The organism is Nevskia sp., from assembly GCF_051860985.1.
Lineage (GTDB): Bacteria > Pseudomonadota > Gammaproteobacteria > Nevskiales > Nevskiaceae > Nevskia.
In genome coordinates, this window is record NZ_JBIMKV010000030.1 from 1 (window position 1) to 23,301 (window position 23,301).

General features: G+C 70.9%; 20 protein-coding genes. 11 read left to right on the forward strand and 9 right to left on the reverse strand.

Annotation, left to right across the window (positions count from 1 at the left end; genetic code table 11):
• Positions 1-89: 89 nt before the first annotated feature.
• Positions 90-683, reverse strand: coding sequence for an HD domain-containing protein (locus ACTIGJ_RS18955; RefSeq protein ID WP_439641888.1), 594 nt, complete (start codon positions 681-683; stop codon positions 90-92).
• Positions 684-698: 15 nt separating this feature from the next.
• The gene (locus tag ACTIGJ_RS18960) at positions 699-2,780 is read right to left on the reverse strand and encodes a prolyl oligopeptidase family serine peptidase (RefSeq protein WP_439641889.1); all 2,082 of its coding nucleotides are present in this window, start codon (positions 2,778-2,780) and stop codon (positions 699-701) included.
• 125 nt (positions 2,781-2,905) lie between these two features.
• Between ACTIGJ_RS18960 and ACTIGJ_RS18965 the strand changes: the two genes are divergently transcribed.
• Both ACTIGJ_RS18965 and ACTIGJ_RS18970 read left to right on the forward strand, forming a co-directional pair.
• Entirely contained in the window at positions 2,906-4,354 is a 1,449-nt protein-coding gene (locus tag ACTIGJ_RS18965) for an amidohydrolase (protein ID WP_439641890.1), read from the forward strand.
• Positions 4,351-5,640, forward strand: a complete 1,290-nt coding sequence (locus ACTIGJ_RS18970; protein ID WP_439641891.1) for an amidohydrolase family protein — start codon at positions 4,351-4,353, stop codon at positions 5,638-5,640. The genes ACTIGJ_RS18965 and ACTIGJ_RS18970 overlap by 4 nt, the downstream gene beginning before the upstream one ends.
• Positions 5,641-5,657: 17 nt before the next feature.
• On the opposite strand, the gene ACTIGJ_RS18975 is transcribed toward ACTIGJ_RS18970, so the two are convergent.
• The 4 genes from ACTIGJ_RS18975 to gshA form a co-directional block, all read right to left on the reverse strand.
• Positions 5,658-6,725 (reverse strand): alpha/beta hydrolase family esterase, encoded by a 1,068-nt coding sequence (locus ACTIGJ_RS18975; RefSeq protein ID WP_439641892.1) that lies wholly within the window; start codon positions 6,723-6,725, stop codon positions 5,658-5,660.
• Positions 6,726-6,875: 150 nt separating this feature from the next.
• Positions 6,876-7,766 (reverse strand): DMT family transporter, encoded by an 891-nt coding sequence (locus ACTIGJ_RS18980; RefSeq protein WP_439641893.1) that lies wholly within the window; start codon positions 7,764-7,766, stop codon positions 6,876-6,878.
• Positions 7,767-7,932: 166 nt separating this feature from the next.
• On the reverse strand, positions 7,933-8,634 hold the full coding sequence (locus ACTIGJ_RS18985) for an acetoacetate decarboxylase family protein (protein ID WP_439641894.1): 702 nt from the start codon (positions 8,632-8,634) through the stop codon (positions 7,933-7,935).
• A gap of 93 nt (positions 8,635-8,727) precedes the next feature.
• Complete coding sequence (gene gshA / locus ACTIGJ_RS18990) at positions 8,728-10,053, reverse strand: glutamate--cysteine ligase (RefSeq protein WP_439641895.1); 1,326 nt, start codon at positions 10,051-10,053, stop codon at positions 8,728-8,730.
• A 188-nt stretch (positions 10,054-10,241) separates the two neighbouring features.
• Here gshA and ACTIGJ_RS18995 point away from each other — a divergent pair, with 188 nt between their 5' ends.
• The 8 genes from ACTIGJ_RS18995 to ACTIGJ_RS19030 all read left to right on the forward strand — a co-directional run bounded on the left by ACTIGJ_RS18995 (position 10,242) and on the right by ACTIGJ_RS19030 (position 19,883).
• Positions 10,242-10,658: a response regulator transcription factor gene (locus tag ACTIGJ_RS18995; protein WP_439641896.1), complete on the forward strand. Its 417-nt coding sequence runs from the start codon at positions 10,242-10,244 to the stop codon at positions 10,656-10,658.
• Positions 10,655-11,206 (forward strand): chemotaxis protein CheW, encoded by a 552-nt coding sequence (locus ACTIGJ_RS19000; RefSeq protein ID WP_439641897.1) that lies wholly within the window; start codon positions 10,655-10,657, stop codon positions 11,204-11,206. The genes ACTIGJ_RS18995 and ACTIGJ_RS19000 overlap by 4 nt, the downstream gene beginning before the upstream one ends.
• A 1-nt stretch (position 11,207) precedes the next feature.
• Positions 11,208-16,154, forward strand: a complete 4,947-nt coding sequence (locus tag ACTIGJ_RS19005; RefSeq protein WP_439641898.1) for an Hpt domain-containing protein — start codon at positions 11,208-11,210, stop codon at positions 16,152-16,154.
• Positions 16,151-16,654 (forward strand): chemotaxis protein CheW, encoded by a 504-nt coding sequence (locus ACTIGJ_RS19010; protein ID WP_439641899.1) that lies wholly within the window; start codon positions 16,151-16,153, stop codon positions 16,652-16,654. The genes ACTIGJ_RS19005 and ACTIGJ_RS19010 overlap by 4 nt, the downstream gene beginning before the upstream one ends.
• 85 nt (positions 16,655-16,739) lie before the next feature.
• The gene (locus tag ACTIGJ_RS19015) at positions 16,740-17,198 is read left to right on the forward strand and encodes an Hsp20/alpha crystallin family protein (protein WP_439641900.1); all 459 of its coding nucleotides are present in this window, start codon (positions 16,740-16,742) and stop codon (positions 17,196-17,198) included.
• A gap of 89 nt (positions 17,199-17,287) precedes the next feature.
• The gene (locus tag ACTIGJ_RS19020) at positions 17,288-18,187 is read left to right on the forward strand and encodes a DnaJ C-terminal domain-containing protein (protein ID WP_439641901.1); all 900 of its coding nucleotides are present in this window, start codon (positions 17,288-17,290) and stop codon (positions 18,185-18,187) included.
• 167 nt (positions 18,188-18,354) lie between these two features.
• Entirely contained in the window at positions 18,355-19,122 is a 768-nt protein-coding gene (locus ACTIGJ_RS19025) for a peptidoglycan DD-metalloendopeptidase family protein (RefSeq protein ID WP_439641902.1), read from the forward strand.
• Complete coding sequence (locus ACTIGJ_RS19030) at positions 19,122-19,883, forward strand: LabA-like NYN domain-containing protein (RefSeq protein WP_439641903.1); 762 nt, start codon at positions 19,122-19,124, stop codon at positions 19,881-19,883. The genes ACTIGJ_RS19025 and ACTIGJ_RS19030 overlap by 1 nt, the downstream gene beginning before the upstream one ends.
• Positions 19,884-19,893: 10 nt before the next feature.
• Here the strand turns inward: ACTIGJ_RS19030 and ACTIGJ_RS19035 are convergent, their stop codons facing one another.
• The 3 genes from ACTIGJ_RS19035 to ACTIGJ_RS19045 all read right to left on the reverse strand — a co-directional run bounded on the left by ACTIGJ_RS19035 (position 19,894) and on the right by ACTIGJ_RS19045 (position 22,575).
• A complete protein-coding gene (locus ACTIGJ_RS19035; protein WP_439641904.1) occupies positions 19,894-21,369 on the reverse strand; it encodes an amidase in 1,476 nt (491 codons plus the stop codon).
• A gap of 60 nt (positions 21,370-21,429) precedes the next feature.
• A complete protein-coding gene (locus ACTIGJ_RS19040; protein WP_439641905.1) occupies positions 21,430-21,774 on the reverse strand; it encodes a DMT family protein in 345 nt (114 codons plus the stop codon).
• Positions 21,775-21,858: 84 nt separating this feature from the next.
• The gene (locus ACTIGJ_RS19045; RefSeq protein WP_439641906.1) at positions 21,859-22,575 is read right to left on the reverse strand and encodes a Bax inhibitor-1 family protein; all 717 of its coding nucleotides are present in this window, start codon (positions 22,573-22,575) and stop codon (positions 21,859-21,861) included.
• 176 nt (positions 22,576-22,751) lie between these two features.
• Between ACTIGJ_RS19045 and ACTIGJ_RS19050 the strand changes: the two genes are divergently transcribed.
• On the forward strand, positions 22,752-23,198 hold the full coding sequence (locus tag ACTIGJ_RS19050; protein WP_439641907.1) for a GNAT family N-acetyltransferase: 447 nt from the start codon (positions 22,752-22,754) through the stop codon (positions 23,196-23,198).
• Positions 23,199-23,301 lie beyond the last annotated feature (103 nt).

Sequence of the window (23,301 nt, forward strand, 5' to 3'; positions counted from 1 at the left end):
CCATAGAATCGCTATGGCCTGCGGTTCGCGCCTCGCCCGGCGGCCTTTTGACCTGCAACGCAGCGACCAAAGCAATTTGATGACAGGCCCTAGTCAAGCGCGGCGCGGTAGATCGAGTGGCGCGGCTCGGCGAACACCCGGCGCAGCATCGGCTCGAAGTGGTCCAGCGGCAGCGTCTCGGCGGCCGGATCGAAGGCCGGGCTGTCGTACTTGGCGCAGAACTCCTCGGTCAGCGTGTAGTGCGGCGAATCGCGATACGCCTCGCGCATGTCGCGATCCATGCCCAGGTGATGGAAGAAGTAGTAGCCCTGGAAGATGCCGTGATGGGCCACCATCCAGTGGTAGGCCTCGGGCACGAAAGGCTTGATCAGCGCCGCCGCGACATCCGGATGGTTCCAGGTGGCCAGCACGTCACCCAGGTCATGCAGCAGCGCGCAGACCACATAGGCCTCGTCGCGACCATCGCGGTGCGCCCGGGTCGCGGTCTGCAGGCAGTGGCTCAGGCGGTCGATCGGAAAGCCGCCGAAATCGCCTTCGAGCAGCTTCAGGTGCGTGAGGATGCGATCCGGCAGCTGGCGCGCGAAGCCGCCGAATTCCTTGGCGATCAGCTGCCAGTCCTCGGCGGTGCTGGTCTCGATGCTGGTGAACGTGGCGCGGGGGCTGCGGGTGTCGGCGGGATTCATCGGAAGCGCTCCAGGTCAGGATTCGGGATCGGCATCAGGCCGGGACAGCTGCTGCCACAGGAAGGCGTAGGCCAGCGCGCTCATCCGCGCCAGCTGCGGATTGTTCGCCGCGCCGCCGTGGCCGCCTTCGAGGTTTTCGTAATACAGGACATCGTGGCCCTGCCCGGCCATCCGCGCAGCCATCTTGCGGGCGTGGCCGGGATGCACGCGGTCGTCTCGGGTCGAGGTCGTGAACAGCACGCGCGGATACCGCGTGCCGGCGGCCACCTTCTGGTACGGCGAATAGCGGGCGATCCAGGCCCACTCCTCGGGCAGGTCGGGATTGCCGTACTCGCCGATCCACGAGGCGCCGGCCAGCAGCTGGTGATAGCGGCGCATGTCGAGCAGCGGCACCTGGCAGACGACGGCGCCGAACAGCTCTGGCCGCTGGGTCAGCATCACGCCCATCAGCAGGCCGCCGTTGCTGCCGCCCTGGATGCCGAGATGCGGCGGCGAGGTCACGCCGCGCCGGATCAGATCTTCGGCGACGGCGATGAAATCATCGTAGGCGCGCTGGCGGTGTTCCTTCAGCGCCGCCTGGTGCCAGGCCGGCCCGAACTCGCCGCCGCCGCGGATGTTGGCCAGCACATAGGTGCCGCCCCGCTCCAGCCACGCGGCGCCGACGCCGGCGCTGTAGCTCGGCAGCATCGACACCTCGAAGCCGCCGTAGCCGTACAGCAGCGTCGGATTGCGGCCATCCAGCGGCAAACCCCGGCGCGACACCTGGAAGTACGGCACCTGCGTGCCGTCCTTCGAGGTCGCGTGGTGCTGGACGATCTCCAGCCCGTCGGTCGCGAAGAACGCCGGCAGCGCCTTCAGCCGCTCGGGCGCAGCGCCGCCGAGCGTGGCGCGGAACAGCGTCGTCGGGGTCAGGAAATCGGTGACGGTCAGCCAGTAGTCGTCGCAGTCGTGGTCATCGACCTCGGACACGCCGAGCGCCCCGAACGCCGGCGCCTCGATGGCGGTGCGCGTCCAGCCGTCGCGGCCCGGCTTCAGCGCATGGAGCCGGCTGCGGACCTCGTGCAGCTCGTGGATGATCAGCGCGTGGCGCAGCCCGGCCACGCCGCTCAGCGCGCTGCGCGGCCCAGGCCGGTACAGCTGGGCAAAACGGCGCTGGCCGGCCAGGAATTCGGCGACGCCGATCGCCAGCAGCGCGCCGGCCGGATGGACGACGCCGTCGACCGTCCAGTCGCTACGCAGTTCGACCGTCATCTGGTCGCGCCAGAAGCCGACCTGCGCATCGTCCGGTACCGGCAGCCTCTGGAAACGACCGTCGACATTCAGCCAGTGCTCGCCGCTGTAGAAGGTGATGGCCCGGCGGATCATCCGGTAGCGGTGCCCGGCGGTGACGATGCTGACCGCGCTCACCGCCACGTCGTCGCGGGCACCGGTGAATGCCGTCACCGCCTCGGCCAACGGCGTGCCGCGCCGCCACTCGCGCACCGTGCGCGGGTAGCCGCTGTCGGTCAGGCTGCCAGGCCCGAAGTCGGTGGCGACGTAAAGGTGGTCGCGGTCGATCCAGCTGACCTCGGTCTTCGCTTCCGGCAGCTGGAAGCCGTCGGTCACGAAACGCTTGTCGATCAGATCGAACTCGCGGATCACCACGGCATCGCCGCCGCCGCGTGACAGCTGCAGCAGGCAGCGGTCGGCTTCCGGCTCGCGGCAGACGACACCGTTCCAGACCCAGTTTTCGCCTTCCGCCGCCGCCAGCGCGTCGAGATCAAGCACCGTCTCCCAGTCCGGCTCGGCGCGGATGTACGAGGCATAGGTCGTGCGCCGCCAGACGCCGCGCAGCTGCCGGGCGTCACGCCAGAAGTTGTAGTAGTGCGCGCCGAGCTTGGTGACGTACGGAATCCGCGCCTCGGAATCGAGGATCGCCAGCAGGCGGTCGTGAATCGGCCGGTACGCGGGGCTGGCCTCCAGCTCGGCGCAGGTCGCCGCGTTGTGCGCGCGCACCCAGTCGAGCGCGGCCGGATCGTCGATCGCTTCGAGCCACTGCAGCGGATCATCGGTGGCCGTGTCGGCGGCAAGTGAGGACGCGGGCGGTGTTGCGGTCATCGGGGTCAGGACGTTCGGAGGCTGCGGCACCGTACCTGCCGGGCCGGTGGCGCGGCAATGCCGGTCCCGCCCCGTGGTAGCGCGATAAGCTCGACGCACCTCGCCCGCCTGCCGGACCCGCCGCAATGATTCGACCCGTCCCCGCCTGCCTCGGCGTTCTCGTCACCGTGCTGCTCGCCGCCTGCAGCGATCGCCATCCGGCGGCAGGCACGGCGGCCGACCCGTTCCCGTCCACCTACCGGCCGGCCCCGGCGGCCACGGTGCTGATCCGCGGCGCCACCGTGCTGACCGGCCTCGACAGCCGGCTCGACAATACCGACGTGCTGCTGTCCGAAGGCCGGATCGCCGCGATCGGCAAGGGGTTGGCAGCCGGCGGCACCACGGTGATCGAGGCCGGCGGCCGCTACCTGACGCCCGGCATCATCGACGTCCATTCCCATCTCGGCGTCTACCCGGCGCCGGCCGTCTGGGCCACCAGCGACGGCAACGAAGCGACGGCGGCGACCACGCCGGAGGTCTGGGCCGAGCACTCGATCTGGCCGCAGGACCCCGGCTTCGAGGCCGCGCGCGCTGGCGGCGTCACCACGCTGCAGGTGCTGCCGGGCTCGGCCAACCTGATCGGCGGCCGCGGCGTGGTGATCAAGAACGTGCCGGCGGTGACCTACCAGCAGATGCTGTTCCCCGGCGCCCGGCGCAGCCTGAAGATGGCCTGCGGCGAAAATCCCAAGCGCGTCTACGGCAAGGGCGGTGGCCGCTCGCCGTCGACCGGCATGGGCAACGTCGCCGGCTATCGCGCCGCGTTCGCCAAGGCCAGTGGCTACCGCGCCCGCTGGGATGCCTGGAACAAGGAGCGCAAGGGCCCGTCGCCGGACCGCGACCTGGCGATGGACACGCTGGCCGACGTGCTGCGCGGCAATATCCTGGTCCACATGCACTGCTACCGCGCCGACCAGATGGCGACCATGCTCGATGTCGCCAAGGAGTTCGGCTTCAAGATCCAGGCCTTCCACCACGCGGTGGAGGCCTACAAGATCGCCGACCTGCTGGCCAGCACCGGCACCTGCGGCGCGCTATGGGCCGACTGGTGGGGCTTCAAGCTGGAAGCCTGGGATGCGATCAGCGAGAACATCGCCATCGTCGACGCCGCTCGCAGCGACCACGGCGCCGGCTGCGCGATCGTCCATTCCGACGATCCGGACGGCATCCAGCGGCTCAACCAGGAAGCCGCCAAGGCGATGGCCGCCGGCCGCCGCGCCGGCCTGCCGGTCAGCGAGGAACATGCGATCGGCTGGCTGACCGCCAACCCGGCGAAGGCACTCGGCATCCTCGACCGCACCGGCACGCTGGAAGTCGGCAAGGCGGCCGACGTGGTGCTGTGGAGCGGCACGCCGTTCTCGGTCTACGCTCATGCCGACCAGGTCTGGATCGACGGCGTGCTGCAGCTCGACCGCGCGCACCCGAAGGCGCAGCCGGACAGCGATTTCATGCTCGGCACCGAGGCCGACGACGCCGGTCCCGCGACCGAAGACACAGCCGACGACCCTGCCGAAGCCGCCGCCGGAGCACGCCCATGAGCCGCCGCCCGATGCGGTGGCTGGCGGGCCTGACGGCGCTGCTGCTCGGCAGCCCGGCGCAGGCCGAGCGGTTCGCGATCATCCATGCCGAGGTGCACACCGTCGCCAGCGCCGGGGTGCTGCGCGATGCCACGGTGCTGGTGCGCAACGGCCGCATCGAGGCGGTCGGCAACGAGGTCGCGATTCCCGACGGCAGCCGCGTCATCGATGCCCGCGGCCGGCCAGTGACGCCGGGCATCATCGTCGCGTCGAGTGCGCTGGGGCTCAAGGAAATCGACGGCGTCGAGGAAACCAACGACGTCGCCTCCGGCCAGAAGCGCTACAGCGCCGCGCTGTCGGTTGCCGATGCGCTGAATCCGCGCTCGGCGCTGCTGCCGGTCAACCGCATCGCCGGCGTGACCCGGGCGCTGACGGCGCCGGATACCCGCAAGGGCGGCAGCCTGATCGCCGGCCAGGGCGCCATCGTCTCGCTGGCCGGCACGCTGGCGCCGGACGGCGAATGGATCACCCGGCCGCAGGCGGCGCTGTTCGCCACGCTCGGCGAGCAGGGCCGCGAACTGGCCGGCAGCCGGCCGGCGGCCATGGCCGCGCTGCGGGAAGCCTTCGAGGAAGCGCGCAGCGGCGGCGCCCGGCTCGGCGACGGCCTGTCCGGCGAGGCCCAGCTGAGCCCGCTGGACCTGCCGGTGCTGCGCCGGGTGCTGCAGCGCGAGCTGCCGCTGGTGCTGCACGCCGAGCGGGCGTCGGACATCCTGGCCGCGCTGAAGCTGGCCGACGACTACGGCCTGCTGCTGATCATCAGCGGTGCCGCCGAGGCGCACCTGGTGGCCGCCGAGCTGGCCAGCCGCTCGGTGCCGGTGCTGATCGATCCGAGCCGCAATCTGCCCGCCCATTTCGAGACGCTGCACGTGCGCCGCGACGCCATCGCCCGGCTGTCCCGCGCCGGCGTCGCCTTCGCCTTCGTCGATGCCTCCGAGTTCGGCAGCCACAATGCCCGCAACCTGCGCCAGCTGGCCGGCATCGCCGCCGCCAACGGCCTGAGCCGCGACGCGGCGCTGGCGGCGATCACGCTGCAGCCGGCGCAGATCCTCGGCCTGTCGACCGTGCTCGGCTCGATCGAGCCGGGCAAGATCGCCGACCTGGTGCTCTGGGACGGCGATCCGCTGGAGGTCACCAGCGCCGCCACCGCCGTCTGGATCGAGGGCCGGACGATGCCGATGACCAGCCGCCAGACCGTGCTGCGCGACCGCTACCTGAAGCCCACGGCGCCGGCCACCCCGCCGCGCTGAATGACGCCGCGCAGCGTCTAGCGGCGGTAGCCGCGCACAAAGTTCCAGATCAGGCCGGTGGCCTTGATGTCCTGGGAAATGACACCGGTGACTGACACCAGCCCGCCCGGCCAGGCGTGGCCGCCGCCGGTCACCGTGTAGACCTGGTTCTCGATGGCGGTGCCGCCAGGCGCGCTGCCGCTGCAGCCGGTGTAGCGGGTCAGCTGCACGGTGGTGCCATCGGTGGTCGAGCGGTTCGGCAGGCTGCTGGCGAGCACGCCGGCGCAACCCTGGCGGCTGTTCCAGAAGGCCAGCGTCGAGTCCGCCGAGCGCAGGTCGAGCGCCCCGGCAATCGGCACGATGGTGTCGGCAGTACCGACGAACCAGACCTTCGGCCGCGACAGCGGCGTGCCGCAGGTGCTCGACACGCCGTAGCGGGTGGTGGCGGCAACGACGGCGAACGCGGCGATGCGGTCCGAGGCCGCGCAGGCCAGCCGGGTGGCCATGAAGCCGCCGTTGGAATAGCCGGCTGCATAGATGCGCGCCGGATCGGCACCCTGGCCGCCGAGCTGGGCGATCAGCGCGGTGATGAAGTTGACGTCGTCGCTGCCGGTCTTCAGCGGATCGTCCTTCCAGACGCCGCCGACCGCCGCCGGCAGCACCACCCAGAAGCCCTGCGTCGCCGCGTAGTCGGCGACCTCGGTCAGGCTGGCCATCGCTTCCGGCGTCACGCCGCTGGCGTGCAGCAGCAGCAGTACCGGCAGGTTGGCGGTCGGCGCGGTCGGCCGCATCGACAGATAACGGCGGGTCACGCCGGCCACGTTCATCGTGGCGCTGCTGACGGTCAGCAGGTTGTTCGACTGCACCAGCCCGCCGCTCTGGCTTACCCAGCTGCGCTTCAGGCTGCCACTGACGCTCAGATAGCCGTTGACCGGGTCGATCGTGCCGACGACGGCAGGCGTGGTGGTGGTCGGCGTCACGGTCTTCACCACCTTGGCGAGCCCGGTGCCGAACGGCGCGCTGAGGGCGGCCATCGCCGGCAGGGCCAGCCCGAACAGCAGCGAGGACAGCAGCAGATGAAACGGTTTGGAGGGCTGGATATTCACGGCGCGACCTGTGGTGGAACGTCTGGATGAACCACAGGGTCAGCATCGGTCCGGGGGCCTGCAAGCGCACGGGACAAGCGGTGTCGGAAGCGGGCTTACCCGCTCAGGGCGCGTCGAATCGCGCCGGATTTGCGACGCCGGCCGCCGGCTTCAGCGCAGCACCATCAGCCCCACGCCGAGCATGGCGACGGCAACGCCGGCCAGTTGCCGGGGCCCGACCCGCTCGCGCAGGAACAGCACCGCGAACAGCACGATGAACAGCGCCGCCGTCTCGTTGAGCACGGCGGCGACCGATGCCGACGTGTACTTGTAGCCGGCCAGCCACAGCATCATCGACAGGTAGGTGCCGGCCACCGAGCCGGCGACGATCTGCGGCCAGTGGCGCACCGCCCGGTATTCGGCCCGCAGCGCAGCAGCATTGCGGCGCAGCGCCACCATCGCCAGCAGCCCGGCGACGCCGGCCACCACGCGCAGCCAGACCACCCACAGCAGCGCGTGCTGCGCCAGCTGCGGCTTGACCATGACGATGCCGATCGCCATCAGCAGCACCGAGAACACGCCCAGTGCCGTGCCGCGCCGCAGCCGGCCGGCATCGGCCGCCGCCGGCCCGGCGTTGTCGGTCCAGGTGACCAGCACGATGCCGCCCAGCACCAGCGCTGCGCCGAGCCATTGCAGGCCGTGCAGACGCTCGTGCAGGAAGATCGCCGACAGCACGATGACGAACGGCGAGAACAGCGTCTGCGCCACCGCCATCCGGCTGGCGCCGATGGTGTTCAGCGCGCGCAGGTAGCAGCTGTCGCCGAAGCAGATGCCGAGCAAGCCGGACACCGCGATCAGCAGCAGCGACAGCGGCGTGAACGCCGGCAGCGCCGGGCTTACTACCGCCACGGTGACGCCCAGCAGCAGCGCCGCCAGCGTGTTCTTGAACAGGTTCAGCGCGAACGGCGAGATGCTGTCGCCGGACTTCTTGAACAGCACCACCGCCACCGCCCAGACCAGTGCGCAGGCCAGGGAATAGAACTCGCCGATGCCGAAATTCATCTGGTCGTGAGGTGGCTGGGGTCAGGAAGACACGGGAGAGCAGCATTCGAGCACGATGTCATCCCGGCGCAGGCCGGGATCCAGCGCCGACGCCGGCCGTCCGCCGGAAACGGAGACCGGATTCCAGCCGTCGCCGGAATGGCAGCTGGACCCCGTGCAACCGCCGTCAGGCCGGCTGCACCGCCGACACCGGAAAGCCCATCGCGAAGCGCGGCACCTTGACGCAGGCCAGCACCTTGCCCTGCGCCAGATCCGGGAACAGCGCGGCATCGAAGGACCAGTCGGTGACCTTGGCGAACTGGATGCGGCCGCTCGCCGACGGCACGTAGACGAACTGCCGGCCGCCGTGACGCTGCGCCAGGGTCAGCAGCGCGTTCGGCACGATGGCGGTGGAGAACGGCAGCCGCCAGCCGCCGGCCTTGAACGCGAAGCGCGCGAACGGCTGGCCGTTCAGGCTGGCTTCGAGACGGTCGTGGCCGTCGGCGCCATACTGGTAGTCGAAGTCGCAGCGATCCTTCGGAATGCCCCAGTTGATCCGGCCGTTGACCACCGATTCCAGGCTCGACACATAGATGCGGGTGATCGACTGGTAGACCTTGGCGCCGAACGCGAACTTGCCGGGGATGTACAGCAGCTCCCGGTACGGGCCGACCGCCGAGCTTTCGTAGTCCACCAGCATCACCATCGACAGCCCGCCGCGCCGCTGGCCGCGCAGCGCCGCCGGCGTGTGGCGCGGGTCGTCGAGCACTGCCGCCGGCAGCTTCATCAGCAGGATGTAGCCGGTGCCGGTCAGCGACCACGGCGCGGGCGCCAGCGGCACCGTCGGCAGGTCGGCGTCTTCGGTCAGCAGGATGGAATCGTCGGTCATGGCGGCAGCACGGAAAGGGAAACCGGCCGGCATTTCACGTCATTCCGCGCCGCAACGCAGCAAAAAACCTCCGTTACCGGAAACGCCTGCAGCTCAGGCGACTTCGGCCGCCTGCGGTTCGCGGGCCATCGCGTTGGCGGTTTCCCGTGCCGCCGCCACCAGCGCCAGCCGCGCCACCACGCCGTAGGCGTAGAAGCGGTTCGGCGAAGCGTCCGGGTTCTGCGCGGTGTCCGGGCAGTTGCAGGGCTCGGCGAAGGCCAGCGGCTGGAAGCTGGCACCCGGCGCGTTCAGGTTCTCGGTGTTCGAACGGCCGCCGTGCACGCGGTAGAAGCCGCCGACCACGTGCTTGTCGATCATGTAGACCACCGGCTCGGCGGTGGACTGCTCGTCGCCCCAGCGCTCGAAGGTGTAGACGCCTTCCTGGATGATCGCGCCGGTGACTTCGTTGCCTTCCTTCGCCGACGCCATCTTCTTGCGCGCGTCGCGGTTCATGTTGCGGATCTCGTCGGCGCTCTTCACCGTCATCACGCCCATGCCGTAGGTGCCGGCATCGGCCTTGACGATCACGAACGGCTCGTCGCGGACACCGTACTCGCGGTACTTCTCGGCGATGTCCTCGAGCAGCAGCTCGACGTTCGAGGCCAGGCAGTCCTCGCCTTCGCGGGTCTTGAAGTTGATCTGGCCGCAGTTGCGGAACAGCGGATCGACCCACCAGGGATCGATGCCGAGCAGCTTGCCGAACTCCGCCGCCACTTCCCGGTAGATGCCGAAATGCTGGGTCTTGAGCCGGGTGTTCCAGCCGACGCCGAGCGGCGGAATGACCGGCTGGACGATCTGGTCGAGCAGCGCCGGCCGCCCGGACGACAGATCGTTGTTCAGCACCACCACGCAGGGCCGGAAATCGCCGACGTAAACATGATCGCCATCGCGGCGGATCGGCTCCAGATGCAGCGTGCGGCCGGAATCGAGCTGAATGGATTCCGGCTCGTGCAGGTCAGCCCTGAGCGAGCCCAGCCGCACCGTGTAGCCGGCCTTCTGGATCAGCCCCTGCAGGGTCGCGACGTTTTCCAGATAAAAGCGGTTGCGGGTGTGGTTCTCGGGCACCAGCAGCACGTCGCAGGCGGTCGACATCACCCGTTCGAGTGCCGACTGGATGGCCTGCACGCACAGCGCCTCGAAGGCCGGATTGAGGTTGTTGAAACCGCCCGGGAACAGGTTGGTGTCGACCGGCGCCAGCTTGAAGCCGGCGTTGCGCAGATCCACCGAACAGTAGAACGGCGGCGGCGTCAGCGCCCACTGGCTGCGGAACCAGCGCTCGATATCGGCCGCGCGTTCCAGCAGCAGGCTCTCGAAACGGAGCAGCGGCGCCGTCTGGGCGGTGGTCAGGTTCGGTACCGCGTGATGCGAAGGGCTGGGCATGGCGACATCTGCCGGCGGGGCGCAGTGGGCCTGCGCGGGGTGCGTAGCGTAACCGATCGGTCACTTCTGCCAAGACGCCCGGCCGACGGCCCTTGTCCGGCCTCCGGGCACGGTCGTCGGCACGATCGGGACGCCGCCGATCCGCGTGCTACAAGCCGCCGACCCGCCCATTGCAGGAGCCTTTGACCGTGGCCACAGACGAGCAGCACCGCCCCGAAGCGGCGGCCGGCGCGCCGGTCAAGGTGCTGGTGATCGACGACAGCCAGACCATCCGCCGCAGCGCCGAAACGCTGCTCCGATCGGCCGGCTACGCGGTGGTGACCGCCGCCGACGGCTACGAGGCGCTGGCCTGCGTCGTCGAGGAAGCGCCGGACCTGATCTTCATCGACATCATGATGCCAAGGCTCGACGGCTTTCAGGCCTGCGCGCTGATCAAGGCCCACCCGCGCCATGCGAAGACGCCAGTGGTGATGCTGTCGTCGAAGGACGGCCTGTTCGACCGCGCCCGCGGCCGGCTCGCCGGCGCCGACGACTACCTGACCAAGCCCTTCACCCGCGACGAGCTGCTGGGCGCCGTGCGCGCCCTGAGCGCCGGCCCCCGGTGATCGGCGCCGACCTCCGCCGGCTGCCGCCGTTCGAGCTGCTGCGCGCGCTCGAACGGCAGCTGCGCGGCGCACCCGGCGACCACGGCCGGCCGGCCGGCAGCGCGCCGCTGGCCTGGACCGGGCTGGCCTTCCGGCTGCGCGACCAGCGCCTGCTGGTGCCGGGCGACGAGATCCGCGAAGTGACCGGCCGGCCACGCCTGACCCGCGTGCCCGGCGCCCGCGACTGGCTGCTCGGCGTCGCCAACGTGCGCGGCAGCGCGCTGCCGGTGACCGATCTCGGCGCGCTGCTCGACGGCGGCCCGGCCGGCGAGGCGCGCGAACAGCGGCTGCTGGTGCTGCAGCAGGACGGCCCACCGGCCGCTTTCCTGGTCGACGACGTGATCGGTTACCGGCGCTTCGTGCCGGAGGATCAGCGGCCGTCGATCACCGCCGCGCCGGCGTTGCAGCCGTGGCGGCTCGGCGCCTTCCATCGCGATGGCCAGGACTGGCTGGTGCTGTCGCTGAAGCGGCTGGCGCGCAGCGATCTGTTCATCCGCGCCGGACGCTGACATGCCGCTGCCGCCTTCCTGCGCGCGCGAACCGGCGCTGACCCGCCTGCTGCGGTCATCGCTCGGCCAGATCCAGGCGGCGCTCGAAGCGTGGCCGGAAGACCGCTCGCAGCCGACCGAATGCCGCCGCCGGCTGGACCGCGACCTGCGCGAACTGCACGGCGGCTGGGCGATCACCGGCGCCTTCGCCGGCCCCCGGCTGATCGAGGAAATGCGGGCGCTGCTGGCGGTCACCACCGAAGCCGGCGAGCGCGCCTGCGCGGCGCTCGACGACGCCGCGCTGCTGCTGGAAATCGGCCTCGACGATCCGCTCGACACGCCACGGCTGCGCACAGCGCTGAACGCGCTGCGCACCGCGCGCGGCGCCGCCGAGCTGAGCGCCGCCGAGCTGTTCGCGGCCCGCGCCGTCGCCGAGGCCTGGCCGGACCGCGTGCCCGCCGCCGCCATCGCCGGAGTGGCCGGGGAATCGGCCACGACTTTCGCCAGCCGCGAACTGGCCGGCTTCCAGGCCGCGTTCCTGGCCTGGTTCCGCAACCCGGCGGCCGACGAGGCGCTGGCCCGGCTGGCGACCCTGGCCAGCGCCGTCGCCAGCCGGGTCGACGACGACCGGCTGCGCGCCTGCTGGCAGGCGCACGCCGCGTTCGCCGACAGCCTGATCGGCCGCCGGATCGACTCGCTCGATGCCCGCCGCCTGCTCGGCCGCGCCGGCAGCCAGTTGAAGACGCTGGCCGAACGCGGCGAAGCCGCCGCCCGCGCCCAGACCGGCGACACGCTGTGGCTGCTGCTGCACGCACTGCAGGAAGCGGGCGCCACCGGCAGCGGCGCCGCCCTGCTGGCGCGGCTGCTGCCGGCCGACGCCGCTGCGGCCGATCTCCCGCCGGCCTTGCCGGATCGGGCCAGCGGCGACGCGGCTCGGACGGCGCTGCAGCAGGAACTGGCCGAGCTGCGTGACGCCATCGACCTGCATCAGCGCGGCAGCCGCACGGCGCTGGCCGGCTGCCAGCCGCGCCTGCTGCGCGCCGCCGCCGTCGCCGAATTGCTCGGCGAAGTCGACGCCGCGCGATCGCTGCGCCAGCTCGGGCCGGCGATCGACGCCGTCGGCAACGGTACGGCCCTGGCCGACTGGCTGCCGATCGCCGTCCGGCTGCTGCGTCTGGAGGCCGCGCTGGCGCCCGGGCTGCGGCCAGACGACGACCGCGCCGATGGCGCCACGCCACTGGCATCGGAATGGCAGGCCGCGCGCACGGCGCTGCTGCGCGAGCTGCGGGGCGACGCGGCGCGGGTCCGAGCGCTGCTGGAACATCCGGGGCTCGATTCCGGATCGCCGGCCCAGCTGCCGACGCGACCGCTGCTGCAGCCGCTGGCGGCGGCGCTGCGGATGCTGGGCAGCGGCGCCGAAGCCGATGCGGCGGCGGTGCTCGCGACGCAGCTGGACGAGCTTCCTGCTGCCATGCGGCCGGCGGCTGCCACCCCGGCGATCGCCGCGCTGGAAGCCTGGCTGGACGCCGGGCACGACCACAGCCCGCGCAGCGGCCGGCTGGCGCAGGCCTGGCGCGATGCCGTGCGGCAGCTGACGTCGCCAGCCGCTGAACCGGCGGCCGCACCCGCGCCGTCGCTGCCGATGTTGCTGCCACTTCCACCTGCGGCCACCGAGGAGCTGAAACCGCTGTTTGCCGGCGAGGCCGCCGAAGTGCTGGCGGCGCTGGCCGCACTGCGGCCCGCCTTCATCCGCGCGCCCGGCGATGCCGGCACCCGCGCCGCCCTGCTGCGCGCCTTCCACACGCTGACCGGCAGCGGTCGCAGCGTCGGCGCGATGGCGCTCGGCGAGCTTGCCGCCGCCTGCGAAGCGCTGCTGCAACCGAGCCTCGATCCGCACGCCGCCGGCCGCCCGGAAACCGTCGCCGCGCTGACCGAAGCGATCGACGCCGTGCCTGGTGTGATCGACCGCTGGAAGGCCGGCGTCGCGCTCGCTGATCCGGCCCTGGCTGCGCTGATCGCCCGGCTGGCGGCGCTCGCCGCAACCGCCGCCGCGCCGGCACCGGACCTGCGCAGCGTGTTCTGCCAGGACAGCCGCGCCCGGCTGGCCGGCCTGCGCGACTGGCTGGCGCAGGCCGATCGCCAGCAGCCGGAAGTGACGATCGATGCTGCGCTGTCGCGCAGCTTCCACACGCTCAAAGGCGCGGCGGCCATCGTCAACGCGGTGGCGCTGAGCCGACTGGCTGGCCTGCTGGAATCAGCGCTCGATCCGGCGCCGCAGCAGCAGCGCAGGTTGCCGGCCGAGGCGCTGCCACAGCTCGACGCGCTGGTGGCAACGCTGGCGCGCTGGGTCGACGCCGTGGCCGACGAGCAGCCGGTGGCCGAAGATGCCGCCGATGGCTATGCCGGAGCGATCGCCGCCTGGTCCGCACCGGCGCAAGCGCCCGACGATGCGGTGGCAGCCGGCGAGCAAGCCGCCGCGCCGCCGATCACGGCCCCCGCCGCTGCGAGCCCTCCGATCGACAGCGACACGACGGTGGACGCCGAACTGCGCGACATCTTCCTCGGCGAAGCGCAGGAGCTGCTCGACGCGCTGGCGGTGTCGTCCGGGCTGTGGGCCGGGCAGCCGGAGGAGCGGCGCAGCCTCGGCAACCTGCGACGCAACCTGCACACGCTGAAAGGCAGTGCCCGGATGGCGGCGGCCACGGCGATCGGCACCGTCGCCCACCGGCTGGAAAGCCTGCTCGAACGCCCGGACGCGGCGCCGGCCGTCGTGCTGCTGGCCGCGCTCGACCACGGCATCGACGGCCTGCAACGGCTGCTCGATGGCTGGCGGCGCGGCGAACCGCTGCCCGCAGCGCCGGTGCTGGCCGCGATCGAGGCGACGCTCGGCGCGGCGGGCGAGCCGCCTGCAGCGGTCGCCGCTGCTGAGACGGTCGACGACAGCCGCCCCGATGACCGCGCCGTCGATGCTGGCGCCGAGGCCGCCGCCGGCCCGGCCGGCAACGACGAATGTCCGGATGCGCTTGCCGGCGATCGGCCGCCGCTGCTGCACGACTGGCTACCGGGCCTGTTCCCGACGGCCGACGACGACAGCCCGGCCGCCGCGCCCGGTCACCGCGAAACGGCGCGGGTACCGGTGGAGCAGCTCGACGCGATGCTCGACCAGGCCGGCGAGATCGCCATCGCCCGCGGCCGGCTCGACGAGCAGCAGGCGGCGCTGAAGGTGCAGCTGGCGGAAACCACGCAGACCATCGGCCGCATCCGCGACCAGCTACGCCAGCTGGACATCGAGACCGATGCCCAGATCAGCGCCCGCAGCAGCCAGCGGGCCGGCCACGGCGCGGCGGCCGAGGATCGCTACGCGGCCGAATTCGATGCGCTGGAAATGGATCGCTATTCGCGGATGCAGGAGCTGTCGCGGGCGCTGGCCGAGTCGGTCGGCGATCTGGTGTCGCTGCACGCCAGCATGGACGACACGCTGGCCAGCGCCGACAGCCTGCTGGTGCAGCAGGCACGCCAGACCACCGAACTGCAGCAGGCCCTGATGGGCACGCTGATGGTGCCGTTCGCGCGCCAGGAGCCGCGCCTGAGCCGACTGATCCGGCAGACCGCGCTGGACCACGGCCGAGACGTGGAGCCGGTGTATGTCGGCGCCGATGCCGAACTGGACCGCAAGCTGCTCGAACGGATGACCGCGCCGCTGGAACACCTGCTGCGCAACGCCGTGGTGCATGGCATCGAAGCGCCGGCCCTGCGGGTGGCGGCCGGCAAGCCGGCACGCGGCACCATCACCGTGACCCTGGCCCGCGATGGCGCGCAGCTGCGCATCGAGGTGGCCGACGACGGCCGCGGCTTCGACCTCGCGGCGATCCGCGCCCGCGCCATCGCCAGCGGACGGCTGTCAGCGGCAGCGGAAATCAGCGACCCGGCGCTGGCCCGGCTGATCCTCGAACCCGGCTTCAGCACCGCCGGCACGGTGACCGAGGACGCCGGCCGCGGCATCGGCATGGATGTGGTCGCCAATACCGTGCGCCAGCTGGGCGGCACGCTGGCGCTGCACGCCGATCCCGGCCGGGGCGCGCGCTTCACGATCCACCTGCCGCTGGCGCTGGCGCTGTCGCAGGCGCTGCTGGTCGGTGTCGGCGATGAAACCTTCGCCATTCCGCTGGCCGCCATCGACGGCGTCGGCCGGCTGCCGCGCGAGCAGGCCGCCACGCTGCTGGCCGGCGAGCATCCGCAGTTCCGCTGGGCCGATCAGGACTGGCCGCTGCGTCATCTGGGCGAGTTCGTCGACCTGCCGGCCGGCGATGCGGCTGACGGTCGTCACCTGCATGCGCTGCTGCTGCGCCTCAACGGTGACGGCGCCGATGGCCGGCCCCAGCGGCTGGCGCTGCGCGTCGACCGGGTGCTCGGCAACCGCGAGATCGTCAGCAAGGGGGCCGGCCCGCAGCTCGGCGCGGTGCCCGGCATCGGCGGCGCGACGCTGCTCGCCGACGGCCGGCCGGCCATGATCCTGGATCTGCCGACGCTGGTCGCCGATCGCATGCGCCGGGCGCCGCAGGGCGACGCCGAGGCCGGGCAGCGCCCGCACGACCGCCGGGCGACGGTGCTGGTGGTCGACGATTCGATCACCATCCGCCGGGTTGCCGAGCGCCTGCTGCTGCGCCACGGCTACCGGGTGCTGAGCGCCCGCGACGGCGTCGAGGCGATGGCGCTGCTGCACACCGAGACGCCGGCCGCCGTGCTGCTGGACATCGAGATGCCGCGCGCCGATGGCTTCGAAGTCGCCGCCTTCATCCGCCAGCAGGCGCGGCTGGCGGGGCTGCCGATCGTGATGATCACCTCGCGCTCCGGCGACAAGCACCGCGCCCGCGCGCGGCAGCTGGGCGTCGACCGCTACCTGACCAAGCCCTGGCAGGACGAGCAGCTGCTGGCCACGCTGCGCAGCCTGCCCGGCCTGATGCCATGACCGAATCCGCCGACGACCTTCTCCACGCCGTGCTGCTGCCGCTGCACGACGACCGCCTGCTGCTGCCGAACCTGGCGCTCGCCGATTCGCTGGCACCGGCGGCGCTGCGCGCCCCCGGCGGGGAGGTACCGGACTGGTTCGCCGGCTGGCTGGCCTGGCAGCACCTCGACCTGCCAGTGCTGCAGTTCGAGCGCCTGATCGGCGGCAGCCACGACAGTGGCGGCCGGCGCGGGCGGATCGCGGTGCTGCAGGCGCTGACGCCGGGCGCCGGCGAGCCACGCTGCGCGGTGCTCTGCGAGCGCCATCCGCAGCTGCTGCGGCTGGCGCGCGACGGGCTGGAAGCCCTGCCGCTGCGCGCCAGCGACGTGCCCGAGCTGGCGCTGGCCCGGGTCCGGCTGCGCAGCGATGCCCGCGAGGCGCTGATTCCCGACCTGGCGGCGATCGAGCAGCGGCTGGCGGCGCTGCTCGATGCCGGCGCGGCGCTCGCCGCCCGCTCTTGAACCCGCAGCACTCGACCTCAGCATTCCGGGCGTGGGCAGCTGCCAGAACTGCCCCGCCAGTCCCACGCTTCCTACGGAGGTTTCCATGTCCAACTTGATCCGCGAACGCACTTTCGGGCCCTGGGCGATGCACCGGGAGCTCCTCAACGAATTCAACCGCTACGTCAACGGCGACAGCGGTGCCGCCAACGATGCCTCGTCGAGCGCCACGGCCGACTGGGCGCCGGCCGTCGACATCGCCGAATACGCCGACCGCTTCGTGCTGCACGCCGATGTGCCGGGCGTCGATCCGGCCAGCATCGAGGTGACGCTGGAGAAAGGCATCCTGAGCCTGAGCGGCAGCCGCGAGAAGGACGCCGATGCCGGCGCGGCCGTCGAGCGCCGCCGCGTCGAACGCGCCCATGGCCGCTTCTTCCGCCGCTTCAGCCTGCCCGACACCGTCGATTCCGAGGCCGTCAGTGCCCGGGGCGCGAACGGCGTGCTGGAAGTGGTGATCCCCAAGCGGCCGACCGCCCAGCCGCGGCGCATTTCCGTGGCTCACTGAAGCCGACCGATCCACAACTGTTGACGTACATTGCGGGGCGTCGCGGCCAACCGGCGCCGTGACGCCCCGCTGCCGTTTTCCGGAATCCGATGGAATACAAGGACTACTACAAGATTCTGGGTGTGCCGCGCACGGCCGACGAGGCGGAGATCAAGCGCGCCTATCGCAAGCTGGCGCGCGAGTTCCATCCCGACAAGAACAAGGCGAAGGATGCCGAGGAGCGTTTCAAGGCCGCCAACGAGGCCAACGAAGTGCTCAGCGATCCGAAGAAGCGCGCGGCCTATGACCAGCTCGGCGCGAACTGGCAGAACGGCCAGCGCTTCACGCCGCCGCCCGGCTGGGGCGGCGCCCGGACCGGCGCCGGCGGCTTCGGTGGCGATGCCGGCGGATTTTCCGATTTCTTCTCCAGCCTGTTCGGCAATGGCGCGGCCGGCGCCGGCTTCGGCGGCGCCGGCGGCTACGACGATTTCGGCGGCGGCGTCGCCCGCGACCAGCAGGCACGGCTGGCGATCGCGCTGGAGGATTCCTACACGGGCGCGACCCGCAGCGTGTCGATCGGCAACCGCACGCTCAACGTGCGCATCCCGAAGGGCGTGACCGCCGGCCAGACCATCCGCCTCGCCGGCCAGGCGCCACGCGGCGGCGACGTGCTGCTGGAACTCAGCTTCGCGGCCCATCCGCTGTTCAAGCCGGAAGGCCGCGACCTGCACATGACACTGAATGTCAGCCCCTGGGAGGCGGCGCTGGGTGGGCCGGTGCCGGTGCTGACCCTCGGCGGAACCGTCGAACTGAACCTCCCGCCCGGCACGCTGTCTGGTCGCAGGCTGCGCCTGAAGGGCCGCGGCCTGCCGGGCAGCCCGGCCGGCGACCAGTTCGTCACCGTGCAGATCCAGACGCCGGCGGCCGAAAACGACAGCCAGAAGCAGATTTACGAGCAGATGCGGGTACTTTTCCCCGATTTCGATCCCCGAAACCGGGTCCAGACCTGACAAAGGGGCGACTTGTGACGCGCCACACGGCACAATGGCGGTTTTCCCGCCGCTCGACGACCACGCTCCCCGGCGCAGTCGACAGCGGCGGCGGCAAAGTGACTCCCGGGCGTCGTTCCGCTGCTGGCGAAACGCCGCCCTCGCGTACAGGACAGGGTTTGACGACGATGGGACGCGACAACTTCAGCAAGTTACTGGCGATGACGCCGGCCGCGAGCCCGGTGTCGTACGCGCTGAATGCGAAACGCTGCCTGCCGCTGGCGCTCGGCCCGGGGCCGGACGCGCTGGAAGGCACCGATCCGGCCGATGCCAGCGCTTTTCATCGCTGGATCCTGCGCCGCCTGCGTGCCGCCAATGCCGATTACGCGGCCGGCGGCTACGGCGAGGAACGCGCGATGTACCGGATGAGCGACCTCTACGGCACCGGCTCGGAAGAGCCGCGCACCGTGCATCTGGGCGTCGATCTCTGGTTGTCGGCCGGCACCGTGATCCATGCGGTGCTGCCGGGCGTGGTCCATTCCACGCGCGACAACAAGGAATTCGGCGACTACGGTCCGACCATCATCCTGGAGCACGAAATCCAGGGCGTGCGTTTCCACACGCTGTACGGGCATCTGTCGCGGCAGTCGCTGCAGCTGACCAAGCGCGGCAAGACGGTGGCGATCGGCGAACCGATCGGCTGGCTCGGCCAGCCGCACGAGAACGTCGGCTGGGCCCCGCACCTGCATTTCCAGATCATCCGCGAGCTGGATGGCCGCGAAGGCGACTATCCGGGTGTCTGCCGGCTGTCGGAAAAGGCGACCTGGCTGGCCCGCTGCCCGGACCCGAACCTGCTGCTGCGCATCGATGCGCTGAAGAAGCCGGTGCGCCGTCCGCGTCCGGCACCGGCCGCCAAGCCGGCGGCCACGTCGGCCAAGCGGGCGAAGTCGGCGTAGTGCTGAAAGCCGGCATCTTCCTCGACGTCGAGAACCTGTCGAGGACCGGTGGGCGCGGTTTCCGCTATGAAACGGTGCGGCGGCTGGTCGAGGCGCAGGGCGCCACCGTGCTGCGCGCCAACGCCTATCTGTCGATCGACGTCCAGCGCGAGGACGAGGACGACAGCTACCGTCAGGCCAAGGAAAACCATCGCAACGCGGTGCGCCGCAACGGCTTTCACCTGGTGCTGAAGGAAGCTCGGCGCTATCGCAACGACGATGGCGTCGACGTGGTCAAGGCCAATGCCGATCTCGACCTGGCGGTCGATGCGCTGCTGCAGGCCGAAAACCTCGACTACGTGCTGCTCGGCACCGGCGACGGCGATTTCCTGCGCCTGGTGCGCGCGCTGCAGGACAAGGGCAAGCGCGTCGACGTGCTGAGCTTCGGCAATGTCAGCGGCGACCTCAAGCGCGAGGCCGACTACCACCACTACGGCTTCCTGATTCCGGACCTGCTGCCGCCGAGCGATACCCGCATCGGCGTCATGCACTACGTCGACGAACGCGGCTTCGCCTACCTGACGGTGCGCGAAGGACTGGCGGTATCGGACCTGCGCACCGACGTGATCCTGTACGCCAACGACTACACCGAGGACGGCCGCAAGGTCAGTGCCGAGCGCTTCCGCGACCTGAAGACCCGCGAGGTGCTGATCGCCTTCGAGCTGGTCGAGGGCGAAGGCAAGCCGCGGGCGCGCAACGCCACGGCGTTCGACTGGAAGTAGTTGCCGCGAGCTAGATCGGCGCGCGGCGCCCGGCCCACGGCGCCGCCACTTCGAGCTGCGCCGCCAGCCGGATCAGCAGCCCTTCCCCGCCGCTGGCGGCGACGAACTGCACGCCGATCGGCAGGCCGTCGCGATCCACGTGCAGCGGCACCGACATGCTCGGCGTGAACGTCAGGTTTGACAGCTGCGTGAACGGCACCCGGCCGAGGCTCTTGGCGGCGATCCGGTCGATCACGCCGCTGTTCAGCACCTGCCGGCCGAGGCCGAGCCGGAGCACCGCGCGCATCGCCAGCTGTTCCGCCATCGGCAGTTCCTGGCTGCCGATGGCAGCCGGCGCCTGCGCCGCCGACGGAATCAGGTACAGGTCGAAACGCTGGTGGAACGCACCCAGCGCACGCATGAAGCCGTTCCATTCCTGCCGGCGGGCGACGTACTCGCCGGCGGTCAGACTGCGGCCGAACAGGGCCAGCGCCCGCGTTTCCAGCTCGAAATCGATTTCGCGCGCCCCGGTCAGCGCGCAGGCGTGATCGACCGCCGCCGCCGTCTGGCCGTAGTACATGGTCAGGTAGCAGCGGGCCAGCGCCATGCCGTCGATCGCCGGCCGCGCTTCCTCGACCTGGTGGCCGAGGCTTTCCAGCAGCTTGGCGGTGTCATGTACCGCGCGGATGTAATCGGGATCGACCGGCTGGTTGATCGGCGACGCGGTCGAGAAGCCGATGCGCAGCCGACCGGGATCGCGACCGACTTCCTCGGCATACGGCCGCTCCGGCGGCGCGATCCGGAACGGGCTGCCCAGGTCAGCGCCGTGGATGGCATCGAGCAGGCCGGCGGAATCGCGGACCGTGCGGGTCAGCACATGCTCGCTCGATGCGCCCTCCCAGAACTCGTCGTGGGTCGGCCCCGGCGGCACCCGGCCCCGGCCGGGACGCAAGCCGAACAGGCCGCAGTAGGACGCCGGAATGCGGATCGAGCCGCCACCGTCGGAGGCGCTTGCCGCCGGCACGATGCCGGCCGCCACCGCTGCTGCCGCGCCACCGGACGAGCCGCCCGGCGTCCGCTCGAGGTTCCAGGGATTGCGGGTCGGGCCCCAGAGCCGGCTTTCGGTGCAGCCTTTCAGCGCCAGTTCCGGCAGGGTGGTCTTGCCGAAGCTGACCAGCCCGGCCCGCTCGAAACGCAGCACGATTTCCGAGGTGACCTCCGGACACCAGTCCTTCAGGACCCGGCTGCCGGCGCTGGTCGGCACGCCCTTCACATGCTGGGCGATGTCCTTGAGCAGGAACGGCACCCCGGCGAACGGCCCGTCCAGCGGCCCGGCGGCGCGGGCCTGGGCGGCGTCGATCATCGGCGTGCAGAAAGCGTTGATCTTCGGATTGACCGCCTCGAGCCGGGCCAGCGCGGCCTCCAGCACCTCGGCGGCGCTGACCTCGCGGCGGGCGATCAGGGCGGCGAGGCCGGTGGCGTCGTACTGCGGATATTCCTTCAACACGGGAGGCAGCCTGGGATGCGGGGTCGCGGCATTGTAGGCCGGCATCGCCGGCGCACCGCCTTACCGGAAGATGAAGTACACCGCCCCGCACATGCATAGCGCCGCCCACAGGAAGTCGAGCTTCAGCGGCTGCTTCATCACCAGCAGCGCGAACGGCATGAACACCAGCAGCGTGATGACCTCCTGCAGGATCTTCAGCTGGGCCAGGCTCAGCGTGCCGAAGCCGGTGCGGTTGGCCGGCACCATCAGCATGTACTCGAACAGGGCGATGCCCCAGCTGGCCAGGATCGCGATCCACAGCGGCTTGTCGTGCAGCGTCTTCAGATGCCCGTACCAGGCCCAGGTCATGAACAGGTTGGACAGCACCAGCAGGCCGGCCGTCTGGCCGAGCACGGTGAGATTCATGGCAGTCGTTCGATGGCGGAAAAGAAAGAACCCCGCAGCACGCTGCGGGGTTCTCGATGATGCAGCAGCGGGCCCGCCGTGCGCTCAGTCGTCGCCGGAGGCGAAGCCGAGCAGCTGCAGAAGGCTGACGAACAGGTTGTAGATCGCCAGATACAGGCCGACGGTGGCCAGCACGTAGTTGGTCTGGTAGCCGTTCACGACGTCCGAGGTTTCCATCAGGATCACGCCGCACATCAGCAGCGCGAACATCGCCGACACCGCCAGCACCAACGGCTGGAAGTGGTAGCCGAGCAGCGAAGCTACCAGCGAGCCGATCGACAGCACGAAGGCGATCAGGATGCCGCCGGTGATCATGCCGCGCATGAAGCTGAAGTCGCGGCCGGACTTCACCGCGAATGCCGACAGGCCGACGAAGATCGTGCCGGTCAGGCCGAAGGCGGTCATGACGATCTGCGAACCGTTGGCGAAGCGGCCGATGTAGCTGTTCAGCACCGGGCCGAGGCCCAGGCCGAGCAGGCCGGTGACCGCGAACACCACCCAGATGCCGTTGGCCGAATTCGCCGTGCGCGGCACCACGAACCACAGCAGGCCCATCGACACCAGCGAGCAGACCAGCGACAGGCCGCGCGGCAGGTTGATGGCCATCGACAGGCCCGCCATCAGCGCCGAGAACAGCAGCGTCGCCGACAGCAGCAGGTAGGTGTTGCGCAACACGGTGTTGGTGGCAATGGCGCCGTAGCCGGCGCCCGAGGAGGTGCGGCCGGCGACCGGAACACTGCGCAGCGGATTGGGCGTAGTCATCGACAAGCTCCTTGTAAATAAAAGGTAAATCGGCACAGCCTCAGCTGCCGAAGTGGACCGATGATAGCAGCCGCAAGTTCCCGTTCCGCCGCTGGCCGGCGTGCGCATCGCACGGCATTTGCCGGCCCCGGATCACCGTCGCAGACTGCCCCTCCCCCACCCCGAGGTGACGCGCCATGCTGCAGCTCATCGAAGTCACCGACAGCGAGGGCCGCATCGTGGCCGCCCGCTGGCTGGCGCAGGCCGAAGGCGTGCACCGCCAGCTGCGGCCGCAGCTGATGCCGAACTACAGCGACCAGATGCTGCGGGTGTTCGCCGGCGGTGGGCGGATGCTGGTGGCGGTCGACGACGGCGTGGTGCTGGGGCTTGCGATCTGGCGCGTGCTGGAAAAGACCTTCTCGCGCAGCGAGCTGTACATCGATGACCTGGTGAGCGATGCCGGGCACCGCTCGGCCGGCGTCGGCAAGGCGCTGCTCGGCTGGTGCGAGCGCCATGCCCGTGCGCTGGGCTGCACGCAGCTGACGCTCGATTCCGGCACGCCGCGCCTGAAGGCGCACAAGTTCTACTTCCGCGAAGGCCTGCAGATCACCTCGTTCCACTTCGTGAAGACGCTCGAGGACTAGGGCCTGTCATCAATTGCTTTGGTCGCTGCGGCGGAGGTCGTTTTTGCCCAGTGCAACGAACGAGGAGCGGCCAATGGTTGTTCCATTGGCGCGACGAGAGAGG

Excerpts from the sequence above, each read along its gene's own strand:
- ACTIGJ_RS19045 (WP_439641906.1), bottom strand. The coding sequence starts at position 22,575 with ATGACTACGCCCAATCCGCTGCGCAGTGTTCCGGTCGCCGGCCGCACC.
- ACTIGJ_RS19010 (WP_439641899.1), top strand. The coding sequence starts at position 16,151 with ATGACCGAATCCGCCGACGACCTTCTCCACGCCGTGCTGCTGCCGCTG.
- ACTIGJ_RS18985 (WP_439641894.1), bottom strand. The coding sequence starts at position 8,634 with ATGACCGACGATTCCATCCTGCTGACCGAAGACGCCGACCTGCCGACG.
- ACTIGJ_RS19050 (WP_439641907.1), top strand. The coding sequence starts at position 22,752 with ATGCTGCAGCTCATCGAAGTCACCGACAGCGAGGGCCGCATCGTGGCC.
- gshA (WP_439641895.1), bottom strand. The coding sequence starts at position 10,053 with ATGCCCAGCCCTTCGCATCACGCGGTACCGAACCTGACCACCGCCCAG.
- ACTIGJ_RS18960 (WP_439641889.1), bottom strand. The coding sequence starts at position 2,780 with ATGACCGCAACACCGCCCGCGTCCTCACTTGCCGCCGACACGGCCACC.
- ACTIGJ_RS19015 (WP_439641900.1), top strand. The coding sequence starts at position 16,740 with ATGTCCAACTTGATCCGCGAACGCACTTTCGGGCCCTGGGCGATGCAC.
- ACTIGJ_RS19005 (WP_439641898.1), top strand. The coding sequence starts at position 11,208 with ATGCCGCTGCCGCCTTCCTGCGCGCGCGAACCGGCGCTGACCCGCCTG.
- ACTIGJ_RS18965 (WP_439641890.1), top strand. The coding sequence starts at position 2,906 with ATGATTCGACCCGTCCCCGCCTGCCTCGGCGTTCTCGTCACCGTGCTG.
- ACTIGJ_RS18980 (WP_439641893.1), bottom strand. The coding sequence starts at position 7,766 with ATGAATTTCGGCATCGGCGAGTTCTATTCCCTGGCCTGCGCACTGGTC.
- ACTIGJ_RS18955 (WP_439641888.1), bottom strand. The coding sequence starts at position 683 with ATGAATCCCGCCGACACCCGCAGCCCCCGCGCCACGTTCACCAGCATC.
- ACTIGJ_RS19040 (WP_439641905.1), bottom strand. The coding sequence starts at position 21,774 with ATGAATCTCACCGTGCTCGGCCAGACGGCCGGCCTGCTGGTGCTGTCC.
- ACTIGJ_RS19025 (WP_439641902.1), top strand. The coding sequence starts at position 18,355 with ATGGGACGCGACAACTTCAGCAAGTTACTGGCGATGACGCCGGCCGCG.
- ACTIGJ_RS18970 (WP_439641891.1), top strand. The coding sequence starts at position 4,351 with ATGAGCCGCCGCCCGATGCGGTGGCTGGCGGGCCTGACGGCGCTGCTG.
- ACTIGJ_RS19020 (WP_439641901.1), top strand. The coding sequence starts at position 17,288 with ATGGAATACAAGGACTACTACAAGATTCTGGGTGTGCCGCGCACGGCC.